We start from the raw sequence: 16,696 nt of genomic DNA on the forward strand, positions 1-16,696 counted from the left end.
CGGGTGCCTGCCCGGCGCGGTGCCTCGGTGGGCGGACCGGCGGGCGGTCGTGATCAGGCCGAGGGCGTGGCGGGCGCGGGCCCCGGACGCAGCCAGGTCGCCTGGACCCTTTTGCCGTACGGCAGTGGGCGGACCTCCACCTGCCCCGCCAGGTTCAGCACCATGTGCCAGCCGAAACCGCCACCGCCGCCGAAGTCCGGCTCGCGGGGTACGGGAGGCTGCGGGCTGGAGTCGTCCATCTCGACCACCAGCCTGTCCAGGCCGACGGTCACATGCAGCCGCCACCAGCCCGTGGTGTGCCGGATCGCGTTGGCGACCAGCTCGGAGACGACCAGCAGCACCGCGTCCGGGTCGGCCCAGGGACAGTGCTGCGACAGAAGGTCCGCGGTGGCCCGGCGGCACCCCGCGCCGTCTTCTTGCGGCGACCGGTCGATCACCACGTGAGGCTGAGCGTTCATCTCCCGTTCGCCTACCCCACGCGTCGCAGTTCTATCAGCCGGTCCGACGAAGTCTCGTACGGATCGCCTCGGCGACCGCGGCTCCGATCGCCGCATGGCCCTCGTCGTCGGGGTGCACACCGTCCGCCAGGTGTTCCGGGCCGATCAGATCGCGTCCGGGTAGCAGCGCGAGCCGCGGGTCACCGGGCGTCTCCCGGTCACCGTCGACGCGGTCGCGTACGGCCCGTTCCATCGCGGAGCGCAGCTCGGCGAGTGTCGCGCCGAGCCTGTTGGGGCTCTCTTCGGCCGCGGGGCACAGTACGGGTGAGACCAGCAGCAGGGGGGTGTCCGGGTGCCCCTGGCGTACGACCGCGAGGAACGCCCGTGTCGTTTCGTACAGCAGCGTGGCCGAACAGGGAACGCCGGTCCAGCAGTTGGTGCCGAAGGCGAGCGTGATCACATCGGCGGGAAGGACTGCCAGCTGTTCCGCTGTCGCAAGTTCGCCGTGGGCCGAGCCCGCATAGCCGAGGTTGACGGCGTTCAGGCCGAGGGCCCGGCCCGCGACGGCGGGCCAGGAGTGCGCGGGGCGGGTGGACCACCAGCCCTCGGTGATGGAGTCGCCGTGAACGAGCCAGCGAGGCCGGTGGGGTGCGGGCCCGATGGAGCCGCCGACGCCCCGCAGAGCGAGGATCTCGGGGGACCGGGCCTCTGGCGGGTGGATCGTGAAGGGGCCGCCGCAGGAAGCCGGGAGCGGGACGGTCACCCGGGCCTCGGCGGCCGGCTCCGTGATCGTCTCGGAGACGAAGCCGTCGGGCCCCCAGAGCGCGAAGCGGTGCGCCACGTCCCTGAGGGCGTCGGAGGGGCCCGGAAAGACCGCGCGGTAGCGGATCTCGACGGCCCTTGCGCCCTCGGAGGTGAATTCCAGCCGGACGCCGATCGGCAGCGCGGCGCGCTCGGTGATGTCCCACGGCAGTCTGCCCAGGTCGGCAGGGTCGGCGCGCACCGGGCGCCCCTTGTCGAGCCAGGCCACGCCGCGCAGAAAGGGGCTGGGATCGAGCCAGTTCACCGTCGACCTCCATGGGCTGGGAACGGTTACCTCCGGGAACGTTGCGTTGTCCGTGCCACGTCGCGTAGCTTGACTGCCCCTACCGGAGGGTAACCACCGCTGATCCGATGTCCTATTGCTCTGGGGAGACCATGCGCCGGCGACTTCGCCGCCCCACGATCCGCGGACGGATCGTGACTCTGACGGTCATACCCGTCATCGCGCTGATGGCACTCTGGACTTTCGCCATGGTGTCCGTCACCGGTGACCTGCGGGCCCTGATCCGTGTCCAGGGCGTGTACGAGAGCTTCGGCACACCGGTCGACACCGCCGTCGGTCAGATCCAGATCGAACGGCGCGTCTCCGCCGAATATCTGGGCACCCGGCAGCAGGACAGCGCGGACGCCGTGGCCGCCCTCACCCGGCAGCAGCGCTCGACCGACCGGGCCGTGCGCGCCATGCGGGACGCCATCGGCGACCGTGAGCGGCGCGAGGATCTGTCCGACCGGCAGCGGCAGTCCCTCGACGCGATGAGCAGCGCCGTCGACGGTCTGGAGGAGCTGCGGGCGAAGGTGATGACCCGGGCCGTCTCGTGGGACGGAGCCGTCGAGGCGTACACCGCCATGGTGGAACCGACCTTCGACGTACAGTCCACACTCACGGCACTGCAGGCGGGTCAGCTGGCCCGGGAGGGCCAGGTCGTCATCGAACTGGTGCGGGTGCGGGAGTTCGTCTCCCGTGAGGACGCCCTCGTGGCCGGGGCACGCGCCGCGGGCAGGCTCAGCGACCGGCAGTACGACACGCTCACCGCCACCATCGAGGACCGGCGGGTCTTCCACCGTACGTATGTCCCCGACCTCCCCGACGACTCGCGGCAGCTGTTCACGGACTTCGAGCGGAGGGAGGAGTACCGCGCGCTGACCGCCGGCGAGGACGCACTGCTGCGCGCGGGCGCCAACCGCGCGGGCCGGGCCATGGCCGCCGACTCCTGGCGGACCACGACGGACCGCGCGGTCAAGCGCTACATGCTGCTGTGCACCGACGCGGCGCTCAACACCGCGGACCGGGGCAGGGCCTTCGCCTACCGCGAGATGGTCAAAGCGGCCGTGGTCGGCGGGCTGGGACTGATCGCCGTCGCCCTGTCGATCTGGTTCTCCGTGGTCAGTGGACGGCGTATCGCGCGCCGCCTCGAAGAACTGCGCGACGCCGCCGATGTGCTGGCCACCCGTCAGCTGCCCGAGGTGATGGAACGGCTCGGAGCCGGCGAAGAGGTGGACGCCGCCCGGGCCGCCCCGCCCCTGGACTTCGGTGACGAGGACGAGGAGCTCGACGAGATCGGCCAGGTCGGCCAGGCGCTCAACTCGGCGCGCCTGGCGGCCGTCGAGGCGGCCGTCAAGCAGGCGACCCTGCGCCGGGGGGTCTTCGCGGTCCTGCTCAACATCGCCCGCCGCAACCAGTCGCTGGTCCACCGTCAGTCGAAGCTGGTCGACACCCTGGAAAGGCGCACCAGTGATCCGGACACGCTGGAGGATCTCTTCCGGATCGACCATCTGACGACCCGGATGCGACGCCACGCGGAAGGCCTGATCATCCTGTCGGGCGCCACGCCGGGCCGGCGCTGGCGGCGGCCCGTGCCGGTGGCGGACATCGTCTCCGCGGCCGTCGGCGAGATCGAGGACTACACCCGGGTCGTGGTACCGCCGATGCCCGCGGTCGGCATCAGAGCCGACGCGGTGGCGGACGTGGTGCATCTGATCGCCGAACTCGTCGAGAACGCCACCACGTTCTCGCCGCCGCACACCCAGGTCACCATGCGTACCGGCGACGCCCGCAACGGCTTCGTCCTGGAGATCGACGACCGCGGTCTCGGCATGGACGACGGAGAGCTGAAGCAGGCGCACCGCATGCTCGCGCGGCCCGGGGACTTCGACCCGGCGCAGGACGACCGCCTCGGTCTCTATGTCGTCGGACGGCTCGCCGAGCGGCACGGGATCGGGGTGACCCTCACCCCGTCGCCGTACGGCGGCACGACGGCCGTGGTGCTGCTGCCGCGCGCCGTCCTCGCCCCCGTCGAGCCGGCCGAGCACCCGGTCGCCCCCGGCGCCCGTCGGACCGGCGAGGTGCGGCTCGCACATGAGGCGAGGCCCGCGGCCGTGCGCGCCGTGCCCGCCCCCCGCGCCCTTGAGGCCGTGCCCGCGGTCCACGACCGCGCCCCGGACGAGCCCGCCACGGAGGACCCCGCCCCGAAGCCGCCGGACGAGGCTCCGGCCCCCGAGCCGCCGGAGGAGGCGTCCGCCCCGGACGGCCCGGCCCTCCGTGCGCTGCCCACCCGGGTGCGCCAGGCGTCGCTCGCACCTCCCCTGCGCGAAAAACCGGCCGCCTCCGCCGAGAGCCCCGGGCGAGAGGTGTCCCCGGAGGAGATGCGCTCGATCTTCGGAGCTTTCCAGGCCGGTCTCGACCGCGGTCGCAAGGGCGATACGGTCGGCCCCGCGTCGCCGGGCGCCGCACCGCGCCCCCGCACCACAGACGAAGGGACGGACCACGATGGCTGACGAAGGCACCGATGACCAGTCGGATCTCGGCTGGCTGCTGGACGATCTGCTGGCCAGGACCGACCACGTCCGGCAGGCCGTGCTGCTGACGGCCGACGGTCTGGTCAGCAGCGCCTCCCGGGGCATGGTCAGGAGGGACATCGAGCACCTCTCCGCCGTGTGCGCGGGCTTCCACAGCCTCGCCAAGGAGGCGGGGAGCCGCTTCGAGGCCGGCAGTGTGCGCCAGACGATGGTCATGCTCGACAACGCCTTCCTCTTCATCACCCCGGCCGGCGACGGCAGCAGGCTCGCGGTGCTCTCCGACATCGAGACCGACGTCGGACAGCTCGCCCACGAAATGGCGCTCCTGGTCAGGCGGGTGGGCCGGCATATGGCCGTCCCCACCCGCACCGCCCCCGAGGCCACCGACTCCTGATCCGTGAGCGACCACTGGTACGAGGACGAGACCGGGCCCCTGGTGCGGCCGTACACGGTCACCCAGGGCCGGACCCGTCCCGCCTCCGAACACGGCATCGAGCTGATGTCGCAGGTCACGGCCGTCGACCCGGACGGAACCGAGCCGCCGCTCGATCATGCCCGCAGCTCGCTCCTCGAACTGGTGCGGCGCGAGCCGCGCCCCGTCGCCGAGGTCGCAGCCGACGCCGATCTGCCCCTGACCGTCGTCCGCGTGCTGCTCACCGACCTCGTCGAGGCCGGTCTCGTCCGCATCTCCGCGCCGGTCACCCACGAGGGTCTCGACGACCCCGAGCTGCTGCGCGACATCGTCGACCGCCTCAGGGAGCTGTGAGGCTTCCGTTCACCACGGCGCAATGTTTCCCCGTGGCTCACTTCTGCGCGCAATGATCGGCCGCTGATGCGCAACAACCCTGCATTACGGTGCGTGAGCAGGGGCTCATAGGCTCAGGCCCCGTACCTGAGGTACACCCGGCCCGACATGCCGCGCACCTTCCGCGTTGCGCTCTTCCCGGCGACCCCGATCCTGGGCCTCCTGTTCTGCCTCTCCATGATGGTCAGCCTTCCGGGCGTCACCTGGGCGGTCTTCGGAGGCTGGATGATCGTCGGCCTCGTGTTCTACTTCGGATACGGCATGCGCCGCTCCCGACTGGCCACGGCAGAGAAGTGATCCACCCGCAGTGCGACTGAACGATCTCGACGAACGCATCGTCCACGCCCTCGCCGAGGACGCCCGCCGCTCCTACGCGGACATCGGCTCCGAGGTCGGCCTCTCGGCGCCCGCCGTCAAGCGGCGGGTCGACCGGCTGCGCGCCGAAGGCGCCATCACCGGGTTCACCGTGCGGGTGGACCCGGCGGCCCTCGGCTGGGAGACCGAGGGCTTCATCGAGATCTACTGCAGCCGCAATACCTCGCCCGCGGCCATCGAACGGGCTCTGAAGCGGTACCCGGAGGTCGCGTCCGCCTCCACCGTCACCGGTGAGGCGGACGCGATCATCCAGGTGTTCGCCGCCGACATGCGCCACTTCGAACGGGTGCTGGAGCGGATCGCGGGCGAGCCGTTCGTGGAGCGCACCAAATCGGTGCTGGTGCTCTCCCCGCTGCTGCGCCGCTTCTCGTCGGGCGCGCCCACATAGCTGCGCGCGCCCACGCGGAACCGTCCCTGGCCCCTGGAACCCGAGGCGTCAGCGCTTCGGGTTCCAGGGCACGACCGCGAAGTCGCCCGTCCGCGCCCTGACCCTCTCGAAGGAAGCCGAGCCGACGCACCGGGGCAGGTCCGGGGCGGGGAGGCGCCCTGCCGTCTGCGACCGCGGCAGCAGGTGCGTTCGCCCGAACAGCGACGCGGACCCCCGCCGCGGGCTCCGTGAACCTTCTGCTGTACTGGGACACGCCCACGCGCAATGAATCGCCGTGACCACCGCTCATTGCGCAATGGATCGACCATCGGCGCGCAACGGTCACGCCTTGTCCGGGCCGAAGTCCGGAACGTACCGTCTTAGTGTCTTCTTCGCCCCGCATCCACGCCCCGAGGTCGCCCATGTCCCCGCTGCGCACCGCCCTGCTCCAGAGCTCCGGCCGACCGGGCTCGGTCGCCGAGAACCTCAAGGAGCTCGACGATGCCGCCGGCCGTGCCGCAAAGGCCGGTGCCGGACTGCTGATCTGCCCCGAGATGTTCCTGACCGGGTACGCGATCGGTGACGAGATGCCTGTGCTGGCCGAGCCCGCTGACGGCCCGGGGGCGCGGTCCGTCGCGGAGATCGCGGAGCGCCACGGCATCGCGGTGATGTACGGCTACCCGGAGCGCGAGGGGGAGCTGATCTTCAACTCGGCCCGGTTGATCGCCCGGGACGGCAGCAGCCTCGCGAACTACCGCAAGACCCACCTCTTCGGCTGCTTCGAGCAGCGGTGGTTCACCCCGGGCGAGCAGCAGGTCGTCCAGGCCGAGCTCGACGGCGTCCGGGTCGGCATGCTGATCTGCTACGACGTGGAGTTCCCGGAGAACGTCAGGGCGCACGCGCTCGCCGGCACCGATCTGCTCCTCGTGCCGACGGCCCAGATGCACCCGTTCCAGTTCGTCGCCGAGTCCCTGGTCCCAGTGCGGGCATTCGAGAGCCAGATGTACATCGCGTACGTCAACAGGACCGGCCCTGAAGGGGAGTTCGAGTTCGTCGGCCTCAGCTGCCTGGCGAGCCCCGACGGTACGACCCGCGTCCGCGCCGGCCGCGGCCAGGAGCTCGTCATCGGCGAGGTGGACCTCGCCCTGCTGCACGCTTCGCGCGAGGCCAACCCGTATCTGCGTGACCGCCGCCCAGGCCTCTACACATCCTGACCGGCCCGTCCGCGCCCGACCGCTCCCCTCCCCCCTCCCCGCTCGCCGCACCACGCTTTCCCGCAAGGAGTCCGTACCCCATGACGTCCACGCTGCCCACCACCGCTGTCCAGCACTCCGACGAGCAGCCGCCGATCACCATGTTCGGTCCGGACTTTCCTTACGCCTACGACGACTTCCTGGCCCACCCGGCCGGCATCGGCCAGATACCGGCGACCGAGCACGGCACCGAGGTCGCGGTCATCGGCGGCGGCCTCTCCGGCATCGTCGCGGCCTACGAGCTGATGAAGATGGGCCTCAAGCCCGTCGTCTACGAGGCGGACCAGATCGGCGGGCGGCTGCGTACCGTCGGCTTCGACGGCTGCGACCCCGAGCTGAGCGCCGAGATGGGCGCGATGCGCTTCCCGCCCTCCTCCACCGCGCTCCAGCACTACATCGACCTCGTTGGCCTGACCACCGAGCCCTTCCCCAACCCCCTCGCGCCCACCACCCCCTCGACCGTCGTCGACCTCAAGGGCGAGTCGCACTACGCCGAGACCATCGACGACCTGCCGCAGGTCTACCGCGATGTGATGGACGCCTGGAACGCCTGTCTGGAGGAGGGCGCCGACTTCTCCGACATGAACCGCGCCATGCGGGAGCGCGATGTGCCGCGCATCCGCGAGATCTGGGCCGAGCTGGTCGAGAAGCTCGACAACCAGACGTTCTACGGCTTCCTCTGCGAGTCCGAGGCCTTCAAGTCCTTCCGGCACCGCGAGATCTTCGGCCAGGTCGGCTTCGGCACGGGCGGCTGGGACACCGACTTCCCCAACTCCATCCTGGAGATCCTGCGCGTCGTCTACTCCGAGGCCGACGACCACCACCGCGGCATCGTCGAGGGCAGCCAGCAGCTGCCGCTGCGGCTCTGGGACCGCGAGCCGGTCAAGATCGTGCACTGGGCGCCGGGCACCTCCTTGTCCTCCCTGCACGACGGCGAGCCCAAGCCGGCCGTGACCCGGCTGCACCGCACCGCGGGCAACCGGATCACCGTCACCGACGCCTCGGGCGACATCCGCACGTACAAGGCGGCCGTCTTCACCGCGCAGTCCTGGATGCTGCTCTCCAAGATCGCCTGCGACGACTCGCTCTTCCCGATCGACCACTGGACGGCGATGGAGCGCACCCACTACATGGAGTCGTCCAAGCTGTTCGTCCCGGTCGACCGGTCGTTCTGGCTGGACAAGGCCGTAGACGGCCAGGGCAACGCGACCGGCCGTGACGTCATGTCGATGACGCTCACCGACCGCATGACCCGCGGTACGTACCTGCTGGACAACGGACCCGACAAGCCGGCCGTCATCTGCCTGTCGTACACCTGGTGCGACGACAGCCTCAAGTGGCTGCCGCTGTCCGCGAACGAGCGGATGGAGGTCATGCTCAAGTCGCTCGGCGAGATCTACCCGAACGTCGACATCCGCAGCCACATCATCGGCAACCCGGTCACCGTGTCCTGGGAGAACGAGCCCTACTTCATGGGCGCGTTCAAGGCGAACCTGCCGGGTCACTACCGCTACCAGCGCCGTCTGTTCACGCACTTCATGCAGGACCGGCTGCCCGAGGACAAGCGGGGCATCTTCCTCGCCGGCGACGACATCTCCTGGACGGCGGGCTGGGCCGAGGGCGCCGTCACGACCGCGCTGAACGCGGTGTGGGGTGTGATGGCCCACCTCGGCGGTACGACCGACCCGGGCAACCCGGGCCCCGGCGACCTCTACGACGAGATCGCCCCGGTCGAGCTGCCGGAGGACTGACCCGTCGCCCTCTGTCCGACGAGGGCTGCGCCCATGCCTCCCGCCGACGCACGCAGGTCGGCGTACCGACCTGTCGTCCGGGGCCGGCCGCGATCCGGCCGTCCCCGGACGGCACTCAATTCCTGAACCGGCCTCGTGGCCGGGCCCGGCCTCAGCGCCAGGGTGTGAGCAGGCAGCGGCCGACCAGGCCGACGCCTGCGTCCAGCCGGTCGGTGAACTCCGCGGCCAGCTCCGGAAGATCCCTCAGCCGCCACAACAGCCGCGCCGCCGACCAGGCGCCCGCGCGGGCCCGCTCCAGGCTCCATGATCCCACCAGGTGGGTCAGCGGGTCGGCGACCTGCAACAGGTCGGGGCCGGGCATCAGATCCTCGCGGATGCGCTCCTCAAGCAGTTCGAGGATGTCGCCGACCCGCTCGAACTCACCCTCCACACCGGCCGGTTCGCGGCCGAGCGCATGGCAGGTGTCCACCACGGCGAGCGCCAGGTCGTGCCCGATATGCGCGTTGATCCCGGCCAGCGCGAACTGGAGGGGGCGTACGCCGGGATGGCGGCGGTACTGGAACAGCGGCCGCCAGCAGGCGGGCGGACGCACACCGTCGGCGGTCGCGCCCACCGTGGTGAGATAGCGCTCGGCGAAGAGCACGCTCAGGGTGGTGGCGGCCCGCGGGTCGGGGAAACCTCCGCCGTCGATGCGCCGCCCGATCTCCTCGGTGACCATGAGGTAGACCCGGTTGAACACCGCGAGGCCGTCCGTGGCCGGCCAGGCGGATCCGTACGCGGACATACGCGCCACCACCGAGTCGACCGCGGCCGGGCCGCCGCCGGACCGCACAGAGAAAAGTTCCATCTGCGCCATGAACGAAGGTTCCCAGCCATAGGCTCGTGGCCGTGGTGCCCGGCCGGGGCTTCCCCAGAACGGGGGAACGACGGCGCTGCCGGTGTCACCTGGAGGGGGAGAAAGTGTCAGGCGTCCGTACTCAGCTTCGTGCCGAGCGTGCTGCCGGACGGCGCGCCGCGCGCCGTCGGGCGATGGTGGTGGCCGCGTCGGCCGTGGTCGCGGCCGCGGCGGCGGCCGGTGTGGTGTCGCAGCTGTCGGCGCACGACGAGAAGAGGCGGGCGGCCCCTTCGGTCGCCAGGGCCACGGTCCCCGCACCGCTGCCCGCCGTACCGTCCGCGACGCCCACCCGCCCACGGCCCAGCGCCTCACCGAGCCCGGTGCCCGAGCCGTCCCCGTCCGTCGCGCCCAGACGCCCACGCTCCGCCGCCGCCCCTGCCGTCCTGTACAGGCACTCCGAGTCACAGGTGCTGGACTGGGTCCGCGCGCACCGCGGCGATCCGAGGCGGACCGTGATCGAATCACGGATCGCGGCACAGCCGAGCGCCGTCTGGTTCACCGAGTACGACCCCGGCGCGGTCAGAGGCAGGGTGCGGTCGGTGACGTCGGCTGCCGCGGCGGTGAACCGCACGGCCGTCCTGGTGGCCTACGCGATACCGGACCGGGACTGCGGGGGTGCGTCCGAGGGCGGCGCCCCGGACCTCGACGCGTACGACGGATGGGTCAGGGAGTTCGCCGCCGGCCTCGGCGACAAACCGGTCCTGGTGATCCTCGAACCCGACTCGATCGCCCAGATCGACTGCCTGTCCGCCGATCGGCGGTCCGCGCGCTTCGCGGCACTCGGGCGCGCAGCTCGGACGATGAAGGCGGCCAACCCCCGTGCCAGGGTCTACTTCGACGCGGGGCACTCGGGATGGCTGCCGGCGGCCGAGCAGGCCGCGGCGCTTCGCTCGGCCCAGGCGGGCACCAGCGGCGACGGCATCTTCACCAACGTCTCCAACTTCCACAGCACGGCCGACGAGGTGGCCTACGCACGCCGGGTGCTGGCGGCCCTCGGCGGCAGGCCGGGCCTCGGGGCGGTGATCGACACCAGCCGCAACGGCAACGGTGCGCCCCCGGCCGGGCAGTGGTGCGACCCCGCCGGGCGGGCGATCGGCCGCGCGCCGACCACCGTCACCGGCGAGGCGGGGATCGACGCCTATCTGTGGGTCAAGCTGCCCGGGGAGTCGGACGGCTGCAAGGGCGACGCCGGGTCCTTCACCCCCGACTACGCCTACGAGTTGGCGACGGGCTGACGGTACGCTCCGCGCACCCCTCGCCCTCCGGCCCCCCTCGTACGCCGAGACGCGCTCCTGGTCCCGGCCGCGCTGCTCGCCTCGGCGGGAGCGCCTGAATCCAGCAGTGGCTCCCACGTCTTGCCGCGGAACAGGTCGACTCGATCGCCGGCTGAGCGCTTCTCAGTCGCCGGAGCGGCTGACCTCCAGTCCCTCCGGCGACGGAGCCGCCGCGGGCAGGGAGGAGTCGTGCTGTGCCCGTCCCGCCGACCGCAGGACGCCCGCCCCGGCGACCAGTGCGCACGCCAGCGCGGTCACCAGCCCGAAGGAGACCACCAGGCTCGTCGCGTCGGCGACCGCGCCGATCGCCGACGGTGCGATCAGGCCGGAGGTGTACGTGATGGTCGCGACACCCGCGATGGCCTGGCTGGGGTTGGGCCCGCTGCGTCCGGCCGCCGCGAAGGCCAGCGGCACGACGACGGCCACCCCGAGTCCGATGAACGCGAAGCCGCCGAGCGCCACGGCCGGGTGCGGAGCGATCACCACCAGCAGTCCGCCCATGGTCGCCAGCACGCCGCCCACTCTGACCGTGCGCACGGGCCCGAACCGGTCCACGATCCGGTCGCCGGCCAGCCGGGCGATGGCCATGGTCAGCGCGAACGCGGTCGTGGAGGCTGCCGCGAGACCCGCCGAGGTGTCCATCTCGTCGCGCAGATAGACCGCCGACCAGTCCAGGCTCGCGCCCTCGGCGAACACCGCGCAGAAGCCGATCGCCCCGATGACCAGCGCGGACTTCGGTGGCAGCGCGAAGCGCGGGGGCGGCTCCTCGTCCGGAGCGCTGCGCAGATCCAGTACGCCCTGACAGGCGACCAGTCCGAACGCGGTGAGCGTCACGGCGGCCAGGGCGTGGTGCAGCCGGGCGTCGCTGCCCAGATGGGCGGCGAGCGTGCCGCCCGCCGAGCCGATCAGGGCACCCGCGCTCCACATGCCGTGGAGGCCGGACATGATCGAACGGTCGAGACGGTTCTCGATCTCGACGCCCAGGGCGTTCATCGCCACGTCGGACATCCCCGCCGACGCCCCGAACACGAAGAGTGCGGCGCAGAGCGTGAGCAGGTTCGGGGCGAAGGAGGGCAGGACCAGCGCGAGCGTCCACAGGGTGAGCAGCCCGCGCAGTGCGTTGCGCGCTCCGAAGCGATGACTGACCGCGCCGGCCAGGGGCATCGCGACGGATGCGCCGAGCGCGGGGAAGGCGAGCGCGAGGCCGAGCTGTCCCGCGCCGATCGAGGCGTGGTCCTGGATCCAGGGGATACGGGTGGCGAAACTGCCGGTCACAGCGCCGTGCACACAGAAGACGGCGGCCACGGAATACCGCGCCCGCTTCAACTGCCGCTGTCCGAAGACCACTTCGTCCGCCATGTGGATATCCCTCCCCGCCAATGTAGTGCGTAAACTATCAGGAACCCTGCCTGATAAATAGTGGAGGCGGGATCTGGAAGGATTCCGGCATGCCCGCATCCCCGAGCACCGCCCGGGCCATCAACGACCGGCTCGCCCTGCGGCTCCTGCAGCAGGAGGGCCCGTTGACGGCAGGGCAGTTGAAGACCATGACCGGACTCTCCCGCCCCACCGTCGCCGACCTGGTGGAGCGGCTCCAGGGCTCCGGCCTGATCCAGGTCGTCGGCGAGGCGGGCGCGGAGCGCCGGGGGCCCAATGCCCGGGTGTACGGGATCGTCGCCGACCGAGCGCATCTCGCCGCCCTCGACGTACGCACCCGGAGCGTCACCGTCGTCGTCGCCGACCTGCTCGGAGTCATCCTCGCCGAGGCCTCGCTGCCGATCGGCAGCGACACCGGCACCGAGCTCGTGGTCGAACAGGCGGTGGCGCTGCTGGAGGGTACCGCCAAGCAAGCCGGAGCGGCCGGGCTGCACAGCGTCGGCATCGGCGCGCCCGGCCTCATCGACCCGGCCACCGGCGAACTGCGCGACACCTCCGGCCTGCCCGCCTGGCACCGCAGCCTGGTCGCCGCGCTCCAGGAACGTCTTGCGGCGCGCGTGCTGGTCGAGAACGAGACCAATCTGGCGGCCGTCGCCGAACAGCGCCTCGGTGCGGCCCGTGACCGCGACACCTTCGTCCTCCTCTGGCTCGGGCACGGAGTCGGGGCCGCCCTCTTCCTCGACGGCAGGCTCCGCAGGGGTGCGTCGGGCGGCGCGGGCGAGATCGGCTTCCTGCCGGTACCGGGGACGGCCGGCATCCCGTCCGCCGTGGACTGCGAGAGAGGCTTCCACTCGCTCGCGGGCTCCGCCGCGATCTGTGTGCTCGCCGCCGGGTACGGCATCGAGGGGGCCCACGACCGGGAACCCGCGGCAGCGGGTCCTGTGCGGGCGGCCGTGGCGGCCGGGCGCGACGACTTTCTCGACGCCCTGGCCGAGCGCCTCGTCCTCGGTGTGGCCGCGGTCGCCTCCGTGCTCGACCCGGGCTGCGTGGTCCTCGGCGGCGAGGTCGGCCACGCGGGCGGTGCGGTCCTGGCGGCGAAGGTCGAGTCCCGGCTCGTCGGCCTGTGCCCGCTGCCGACGGAGGTACGCGCCGGCCGGCTCGGCGGCTCGGCGGTCCTGAGCGGCGCGCTGCTCACGGCACGCGAGGCGGCGCAGGACGACCTGTTCGCACCGGGTGCCTGACGGCGGACGCCGAGCCCGGCTGAGCCGGGAGCCCGGCGGCTGTGGAGAGCGGCCGAGTCGAGCCGGCCCGGCCGCGACGGTCTGCCGAGCCGAGCCGGGCGGGGTCGAGCCGCCGGGTCGAGCCGAGCCGGGCAGGGTCGGGTCGCGGCCGACCGCGTATCTCGGCGCCATCGGCCCCTCGGCCCGGCCCGCGCCCCGGCGTCCGCCGCGGCCCCCTCAGCCCAGCCGGTGGGCCAGGTACTCCTCGAACGTGATCTTCCCGACGGCCCGGTCGGGCGTGAGCTGTGCGCCGGCGAGGTAGCCCGCGTACGTCTTGCCGGCCAGCCGCACCGGCACCACGGGCCGACGGCGGCCGGTTGCGCGCAGATACGCGTGCGCCAGGTCCGGCAGCGGCCGGACCTGCGGGCCGCCCATGTCCTCGACCCGGCCCGCGGGCGCGCCCACGGCCAACTCGGCCAGCCGGTCGGCTACTTCGCCCGCGTCGACGGGCTGGAGGCGCACTCCCGACGGCAACGGCAGCACCGGAAGCCTCGCCGCCCCCGCCATCAGCCGGAAGACGAGGTCGTGGAACTGCGTCGTACGCAGCACGGTCCAGCCCGGACCCCGTTTTCCGGCTTCCTCGATCATCCGCTCGGCCTTGTGCTTCATCCGGTAGTAGCCGAGCGGCAGCCGGTCCACGCCGACGATGGAGATGTACAGGAGATGGGGCACCGAGGCCCCGCGTGCGGCCGAGAGCAGATGCGCTGCCGCTCTGTCGTCGCCGCCCCGGGGCGTGGAGGCGCAGTGGACGATCGCGTCCACCCCGTCGACCGCTGCCTCCAGGCCGGAGCCGTCGCGCAGGTCGACGGCGTACGGCCGCGCATGGCGGCTGAGGACCCGGACCGCGTGCCCGCGCTCGCGCAACCGCTCGCACACCAGGCTGCCCAGCGTTCCCGTACCACCCGTCACCAGGATCGAGGTCATGGCACCAGCGTGGCAGAGGCGCGTGACGAAGGCGTGTGGCAGCGGCGGCTGCCGGTCGGAGGGGAAGGGGAAGGCGCCATGGTCCGGGACTCGCGGCGCAAGCACGCAAGCGCATGCCCGCAAGCCCGCAAGGCTGAAAGCCCGCATGGCTGAAATGGTGAAAGGCCGAAGCCCGACGGCGGCAAGGGCCGGGCTCCGCCGCCGGGCGGTCGACACCCCACGATCCGCGGAGGTGTCGCAGAGGGTAATTGGACTAGACCAGTCAGGTCAAGAGATCCAGCCGCGCCGGCCGGAGGTGACCTTGTGAGCCAGCCCACAGCAATTCACTCGCGTGGCCCACTGGCGGGCGTGGCACACTGGGCCTGTATCAGCAGCAGCGCACTCCGGGGTCGGTGTAATTCCGAACCGGCGGTTATAGTCCGCGACCCGTCCGCATCCAGCGGCCGGTTGACCAGGTGAAATTCCTGGACCGACGGTGAAAGTCCGGATGGGAGGCAGTGCGCGGCGGGCGACCTTCACGGTTCGTCGGCCGTAGTGGCTGATCGCCGTTGTCCGGCGATCGGTGTGCTCGGTCCCGGCGTGTGTGCATCGTCGTTCCGTTTCTCTGTCGTCATCGACAGGCCCCGGAGTCCGTGCCCGAAGAGGCAGGAGGACCCGGTGGCCACCGCAGCCGACGTGGACGCCATGCGCCGAGCCATCGTGCTCGCCGCCCGCGGACTCGGCTCCACCAGCCCCAACCCGGTCGTCGGGTGCGTCATTCTCGACGCCTCCGGAGCGCCGGTCGGCTCCGGCTACCACCAGCGGGCCGGCGGCCCCCATGCCGAGGTCCACGCCCTGCGCGACGCGGGCGAGCGTGCCCGCGGAGGCACCGCGTACGTCACCCTCGAACCCTGCAACCACACCGGCCGCACCGGCCCCTGCGCCCAGGCCCTCGTCGAGGCCGGGATCAGCCGGGTCGTGTACGCGGTCGCCGACCCCGATCTCAAGGCGACCGGCGGCGGTGACACCCTGCGTGCCGCCGGCGTCCAGGTCGAGCAGGGCCTGCTCACGGACGAGGCCGAAGCGGGCAACATCGCCTGGCTCACCTCCGTACGCCTCGGCCGCCCCTACGTCCTGTGGAAGTACGCGGCGACCCTCGACGGCCGGATCGCCGCCCAGGACGGCACCAGCCGCTGGATCACGTCGCCCGAGTCCCGCGCCGACGTGCACCGCCTGCGCGCCGAGGCCGACGCCGTGATCGTCGGCTCCGGCACCGCCCGCGCCGACGACCCGCACCTCGCGGTACGCGGCATCGAGGGCGCGGTCCAGCCGCTGCGGGTCGTCGTCGACACCGAAGCCACCGCCGTGCCGGCCGGCGCCCGCGTCCTCGACGACGCCGCGCCCACGCTGATCGCGGTCGCCGAGGACGCCGAGACCCGACTCCCCGATGTCGTACGGCTTCCTCGCGCGGAGCACGGTCTGTCCGTACCGGCTCTGCTGGACGCCCTGCACGAGCGCGGCATCCGCTCCGTACTCCTCGAAGGCGGCCCCACCCTGGCGGGAGCCTTCGTCGCCCGGGGCGCCGTCGACAAGGTCGTCGGCTACCTCGCCCCCGTCCTTCTCGGCGCGGGCCCCGGCGCCCTCGCCGACGCCGGAATCTCCACGATCACCGAGGCGTTGCGCCTCGACGTGACCGAGGCCGTACGCATCGGTCCCGACCTTCGCATCACCGCCACGCCAAAGGAGCGTTGAGTGTTCACCGGAATCGTTGAAGAGCTGGGTGAGGTCACCGCCGTCGAGAATCTCGGCGACTCCTCCCGCTTCCGACTGCGCGGCCCCGTCGTGACCGAGGGCGCCAAGCACGGCGACTCCATCGCCGTCAACGGTGTGTGCCTGACGGTCGTGGACTTCGGCGACGGCGAGTTCACCGCCGATGTGATGGCCGAGACTCTGAACCGCTCCAGCCTCGGCGCGCTCGAAGCGGGCTCCCGCGTCAACCTGGAGCGCCCGATGGCCGTCGGCGACCGGCTCGGCGGTCACATCGTCCAGGGCCACGTGGACGGCAGCGGCACCATCCTCGAACGGAAGCCATCGGAGAACTGGGAGATCATCAAGATCTCCCTCCCCGCCGACCTGACCCGCTACGTCGTCGAGAAGGGCTCGATCACCGTCGACGGCGTCAGCCTCACGGTCGTCGACGCCGGGCCCGACTACTTCACCATCAGCCTCATCCCCACCACCCTCGCGCTGACCACGCTCGGCATCAAGCAGACCGGTGACCCGGTCAACCTTGAGGTCGACGTCATCGCCAAGTACGTCGAGCGGCTGCTCGGCACCGGCTCCGGGGAGTCCGCGAAGTGA

The 16,696-nt window shown here is 72.0% G+C and carries 16 protein-coding genes, 1 pseudogene and 1 riboswitch; of the genes and pseudogenes, 11 read left to right on the forward strand and 6 right to left on the reverse strand.

Translation table 11 applies throughout. The features are described from left to right. Positions 1–53: 53 nt before the first annotated feature. Both OG293_RS30580 and OG293_RS30585 read right to left on the reverse strand, forming a co-directional pair. Positions 54–458: an ATP-binding protein gene (locus OG293_RS30580; protein WP_406001999.1), complete on the reverse strand. Its 405-nt coding sequence runs from the start codon at positions 456–458 to the stop codon at positions 54–56. A 34-nt stretch (positions 459–492) separates the two neighbouring features. After that, positions 493–1,503: a GDSL-type esterase/lipase family protein gene (locus OG293_RS30585; RefSeq protein ID WP_406002000.1), complete on the reverse strand. Its 1,011-nt coding sequence runs from the start codon at positions 1,501–1,503 to the stop codon at positions 493–495. Between the two features lie 173 nt (positions 1,504–1,676). Here OG293_RS30585 and OG293_RS30590 point away from each other — a divergent pair, with 173 nt between their 5' ends. The 7 genes and pseudogenes from OG293_RS30590 (at position 1,677) to OG293_RS30620 (ending at position 8,606) form a co-directional block, all read left to right on the forward strand. Then, positions 1,677–4,034 (forward strand): nitrate- and nitrite sensing domain-containing protein, encoded by a 2,358-nt coding sequence (locus OG293_RS30590; protein WP_406002001.1) that lies wholly within the window; start codon positions 1,677–1,679, stop codon positions 4,032–4,034. After that, entirely contained in the window at positions 4,027–4,449 is a 423-nt protein-coding gene (locus OG293_RS30595; RefSeq protein ID WP_406002002.1) for a roadblock/LC7 domain-containing protein, read from the forward strand. The genes OG293_RS30590 and OG293_RS30595 overlap by 8 nt, the downstream gene beginning before the upstream one ends. Before the next feature lie 3 nt (positions 4,450–4,452). Continuing rightward, positions 4,453–4,821, forward strand: coding sequence for a DUF742 domain-containing protein (locus OG293_RS30600; protein ID WP_406002003.1), 369 nt, complete (start codon positions 4,453–4,455; stop codon positions 4,819–4,821). Between the two features lie 126 nt (positions 4,822–4,947). After that, positions 4,948–5,157: pseudogene (locus OG293_RS30605) on the forward strand (amino acid permease C-terminal domain-containing protein); the annotation flags it as partial. 10 nt (positions 5,158–5,167) lie between these two features. Continuing rightward, on the forward strand, positions 5,168–5,623 hold the full coding sequence (locus tag OG293_RS30610; protein WP_406002004.1) for an Lrp/AsnC family transcriptional regulator: 456 nt from the start codon (positions 5,168–5,170) through the stop codon (positions 5,621–5,623). Between the two features lie 401 nt (positions 5,624–6,024). Further along, entirely contained in the window at positions 6,025–6,816 is a 792-nt protein-coding gene (locus OG293_RS30615) for a carbon-nitrogen hydrolase family protein (RefSeq protein ID WP_406002005.1), read from the forward strand. Positions 6,817–6,896: 80 nt separating this feature from the next. Beyond that, positions 6,897–8,606, forward strand: coding sequence for a flavin monoamine oxidase family protein (locus tag OG293_RS30620; RefSeq protein ID WP_406002006.1), 1,710 nt, complete (start codon positions 6,897–6,899; stop codon positions 8,604–8,606). 151 nt (positions 8,607–8,757) lie between these two features. On the opposite strand, the gene OG293_RS30625 is transcribed toward OG293_RS30620, so the two are convergent. Together OG293_RS30625 and OG293_RS30630 are read right to left on the reverse strand one after the other, a co-directional pair. Beyond that, positions 8,758–9,462: a DUF5995 family protein gene (locus tag OG293_RS30625; protein WP_406002007.1), complete on the reverse strand. Its 705-nt coding sequence runs from the start codon at positions 9,460–9,462 to the stop codon at positions 8,758–8,760. A gap of 121 nt (positions 9,463–9,583) precedes the next feature. After that, positions 9,584–10,072, reverse strand: a complete 489-nt coding sequence (locus tag OG293_RS30630; RefSeq protein ID WP_406003865.1) for a hypothetical protein — start codon at positions 10,070–10,072, stop codon at positions 9,584–9,586. On the opposite strand from OG293_RS30630, the gene OG293_RS30635 reads away from it, so the two are divergent. After that, complete coding sequence (locus OG293_RS30635; RefSeq protein WP_406003763.1) at positions 9,954–10,736, forward strand: glycoside hydrolase family 6 protein; 783 nt, start codon at positions 9,954–9,956, stop codon at positions 10,734–10,736. The genes OG293_RS30630 and OG293_RS30635 overlap by 119 nt on opposite strands. A 162-nt stretch (positions 10,737–10,898) precedes the next feature. On the opposite strand, the gene OG293_RS30640 is transcribed toward OG293_RS30635, so the two are convergent. Continuing rightward, on the reverse strand, positions 10,899–12,134 hold the full coding sequence (locus OG293_RS30640; RefSeq protein WP_406002008.1) for an MFS transporter: 1,236 nt from the start codon (positions 12,132–12,134) through the stop codon (positions 10,899–10,901). Positions 12,135–12,223: 89 nt separating this feature from the next. Here OG293_RS30640 and OG293_RS30645 point away from each other — a divergent pair, with 89 nt between their 5' ends. Continuing rightward, positions 12,224–13,393: an ROK family transcriptional regulator gene (locus OG293_RS30645; RefSeq protein ID WP_406002009.1), complete on the forward strand. Its 1,170-nt coding sequence runs from the start codon at positions 12,224–12,226 to the stop codon at positions 13,391–13,393. A 216-nt stretch (positions 13,394–13,609) separates the two neighbouring features. On the opposite strand, the gene OG293_RS30650 is transcribed toward OG293_RS30645, so the two are convergent. Further along, complete coding sequence (locus tag OG293_RS30650) at positions 13,610–14,356, reverse strand: SDR family oxidoreductase (protein WP_406002010.1); 747 nt, start codon at positions 14,354–14,356, stop codon at positions 13,610–13,612. Positions 14,357–14,730: 374 nt separating this feature from the next. Continuing rightward, positions 14,731–14,861: riboswitch (FMN riboswitch) on the forward strand. A 152-nt stretch (positions 14,862–15,013) separates the two neighbouring features. On the opposite strand from OG293_RS30650, the gene ribD reads away from it, so the two are divergent. Continuing rightward, the gene (gene ribD / locus OG293_RS30655; protein WP_406002011.1) at positions 15,014–16,087 is read left to right on the forward strand and encodes a bifunctional diaminohydroxyphosphoribosylaminopyrimidine deaminase/5-amino-6-(5-phosphoribosylamino)uracil reductase RibD; all 1,074 of its coding nucleotides are present in this window, start codon (positions 15,014–15,016) and stop codon (positions 16,085–16,087) included. Continuing rightward, positions 16,088–16,696: a riboflavin synthase gene (locus OG293_RS30660; RefSeq protein ID WP_406002012.1), complete on the forward strand. Its 609-nt coding sequence runs from the start codon at positions 16,088–16,090 to the stop codon at positions 16,694–16,696. It abuts the gene before it with no gap.

The sequence above is a fragment of the Streptomyces sp. NBC_00829 genome (assembly GCF_045161795.1).
Classification (GTDB): domain Bacteria; phylum Actinomycetota; class Actinomycetes; order Streptomycetales; family Streptomycetaceae; genus Streptomyces.

Bases quoted from the DNA above. Each gene is read 5' to 3' on its own strand.
- OG293_RS30625 (WP_406002007.1), bottom strand. From the start codon at position 9,462: ATGGCGCAGATGGAACTTTTCTCTGTGCGGTCCGGCGGCGGCCCGGCC.
- OG293_RS30595 (WP_406002002.1), top strand. From the start codon at position 4,027: ATGGCTGACGAAGGCACCGATGACCAGTCGGATCTCGGCTGGCTGCTG.
- OG293_RS30580 (WP_406001999.1), bottom strand. From the start codon at position 458: ATGAACGCTCAGCCTCACGTGGTGATCGACCGGTCGCCGCAAGAAGAC.
- OG293_RS30620 (WP_406002006.1), top strand. From the start codon at position 6,897: ATGACGTCCACGCTGCCCACCACCGCTGTCCAGCACTCCGACGAGCAG.
- OG293_RS30640 (WP_406002008.1), bottom strand. From the start codon at position 12,134: ATGGCGGACGAAGTGGTCTTCGGACAGCGGCAGTTGAAGCGGGCGCGG.
- OG293_RS30615 (WP_406002005.1), top strand. From the start codon at position 6,025: ATGTCCCCGCTGCGCACCGCCCTGCTCCAGAGCTCCGGCCGACCGGGC.
- OG293_RS30650 (WP_406002010.1), bottom strand. From the start codon at position 14,356: ATGACCTCGATCCTGGTGACGGGTGGTACGGGAACGCTGGGCAGCCTG.
- OG293_RS30645 (WP_406002009.1), top strand. From the start codon at position 12,224: ATGCCCGCATCCCCGAGCACCGCCCGGGCCATCAACGACCGGCTCGCC.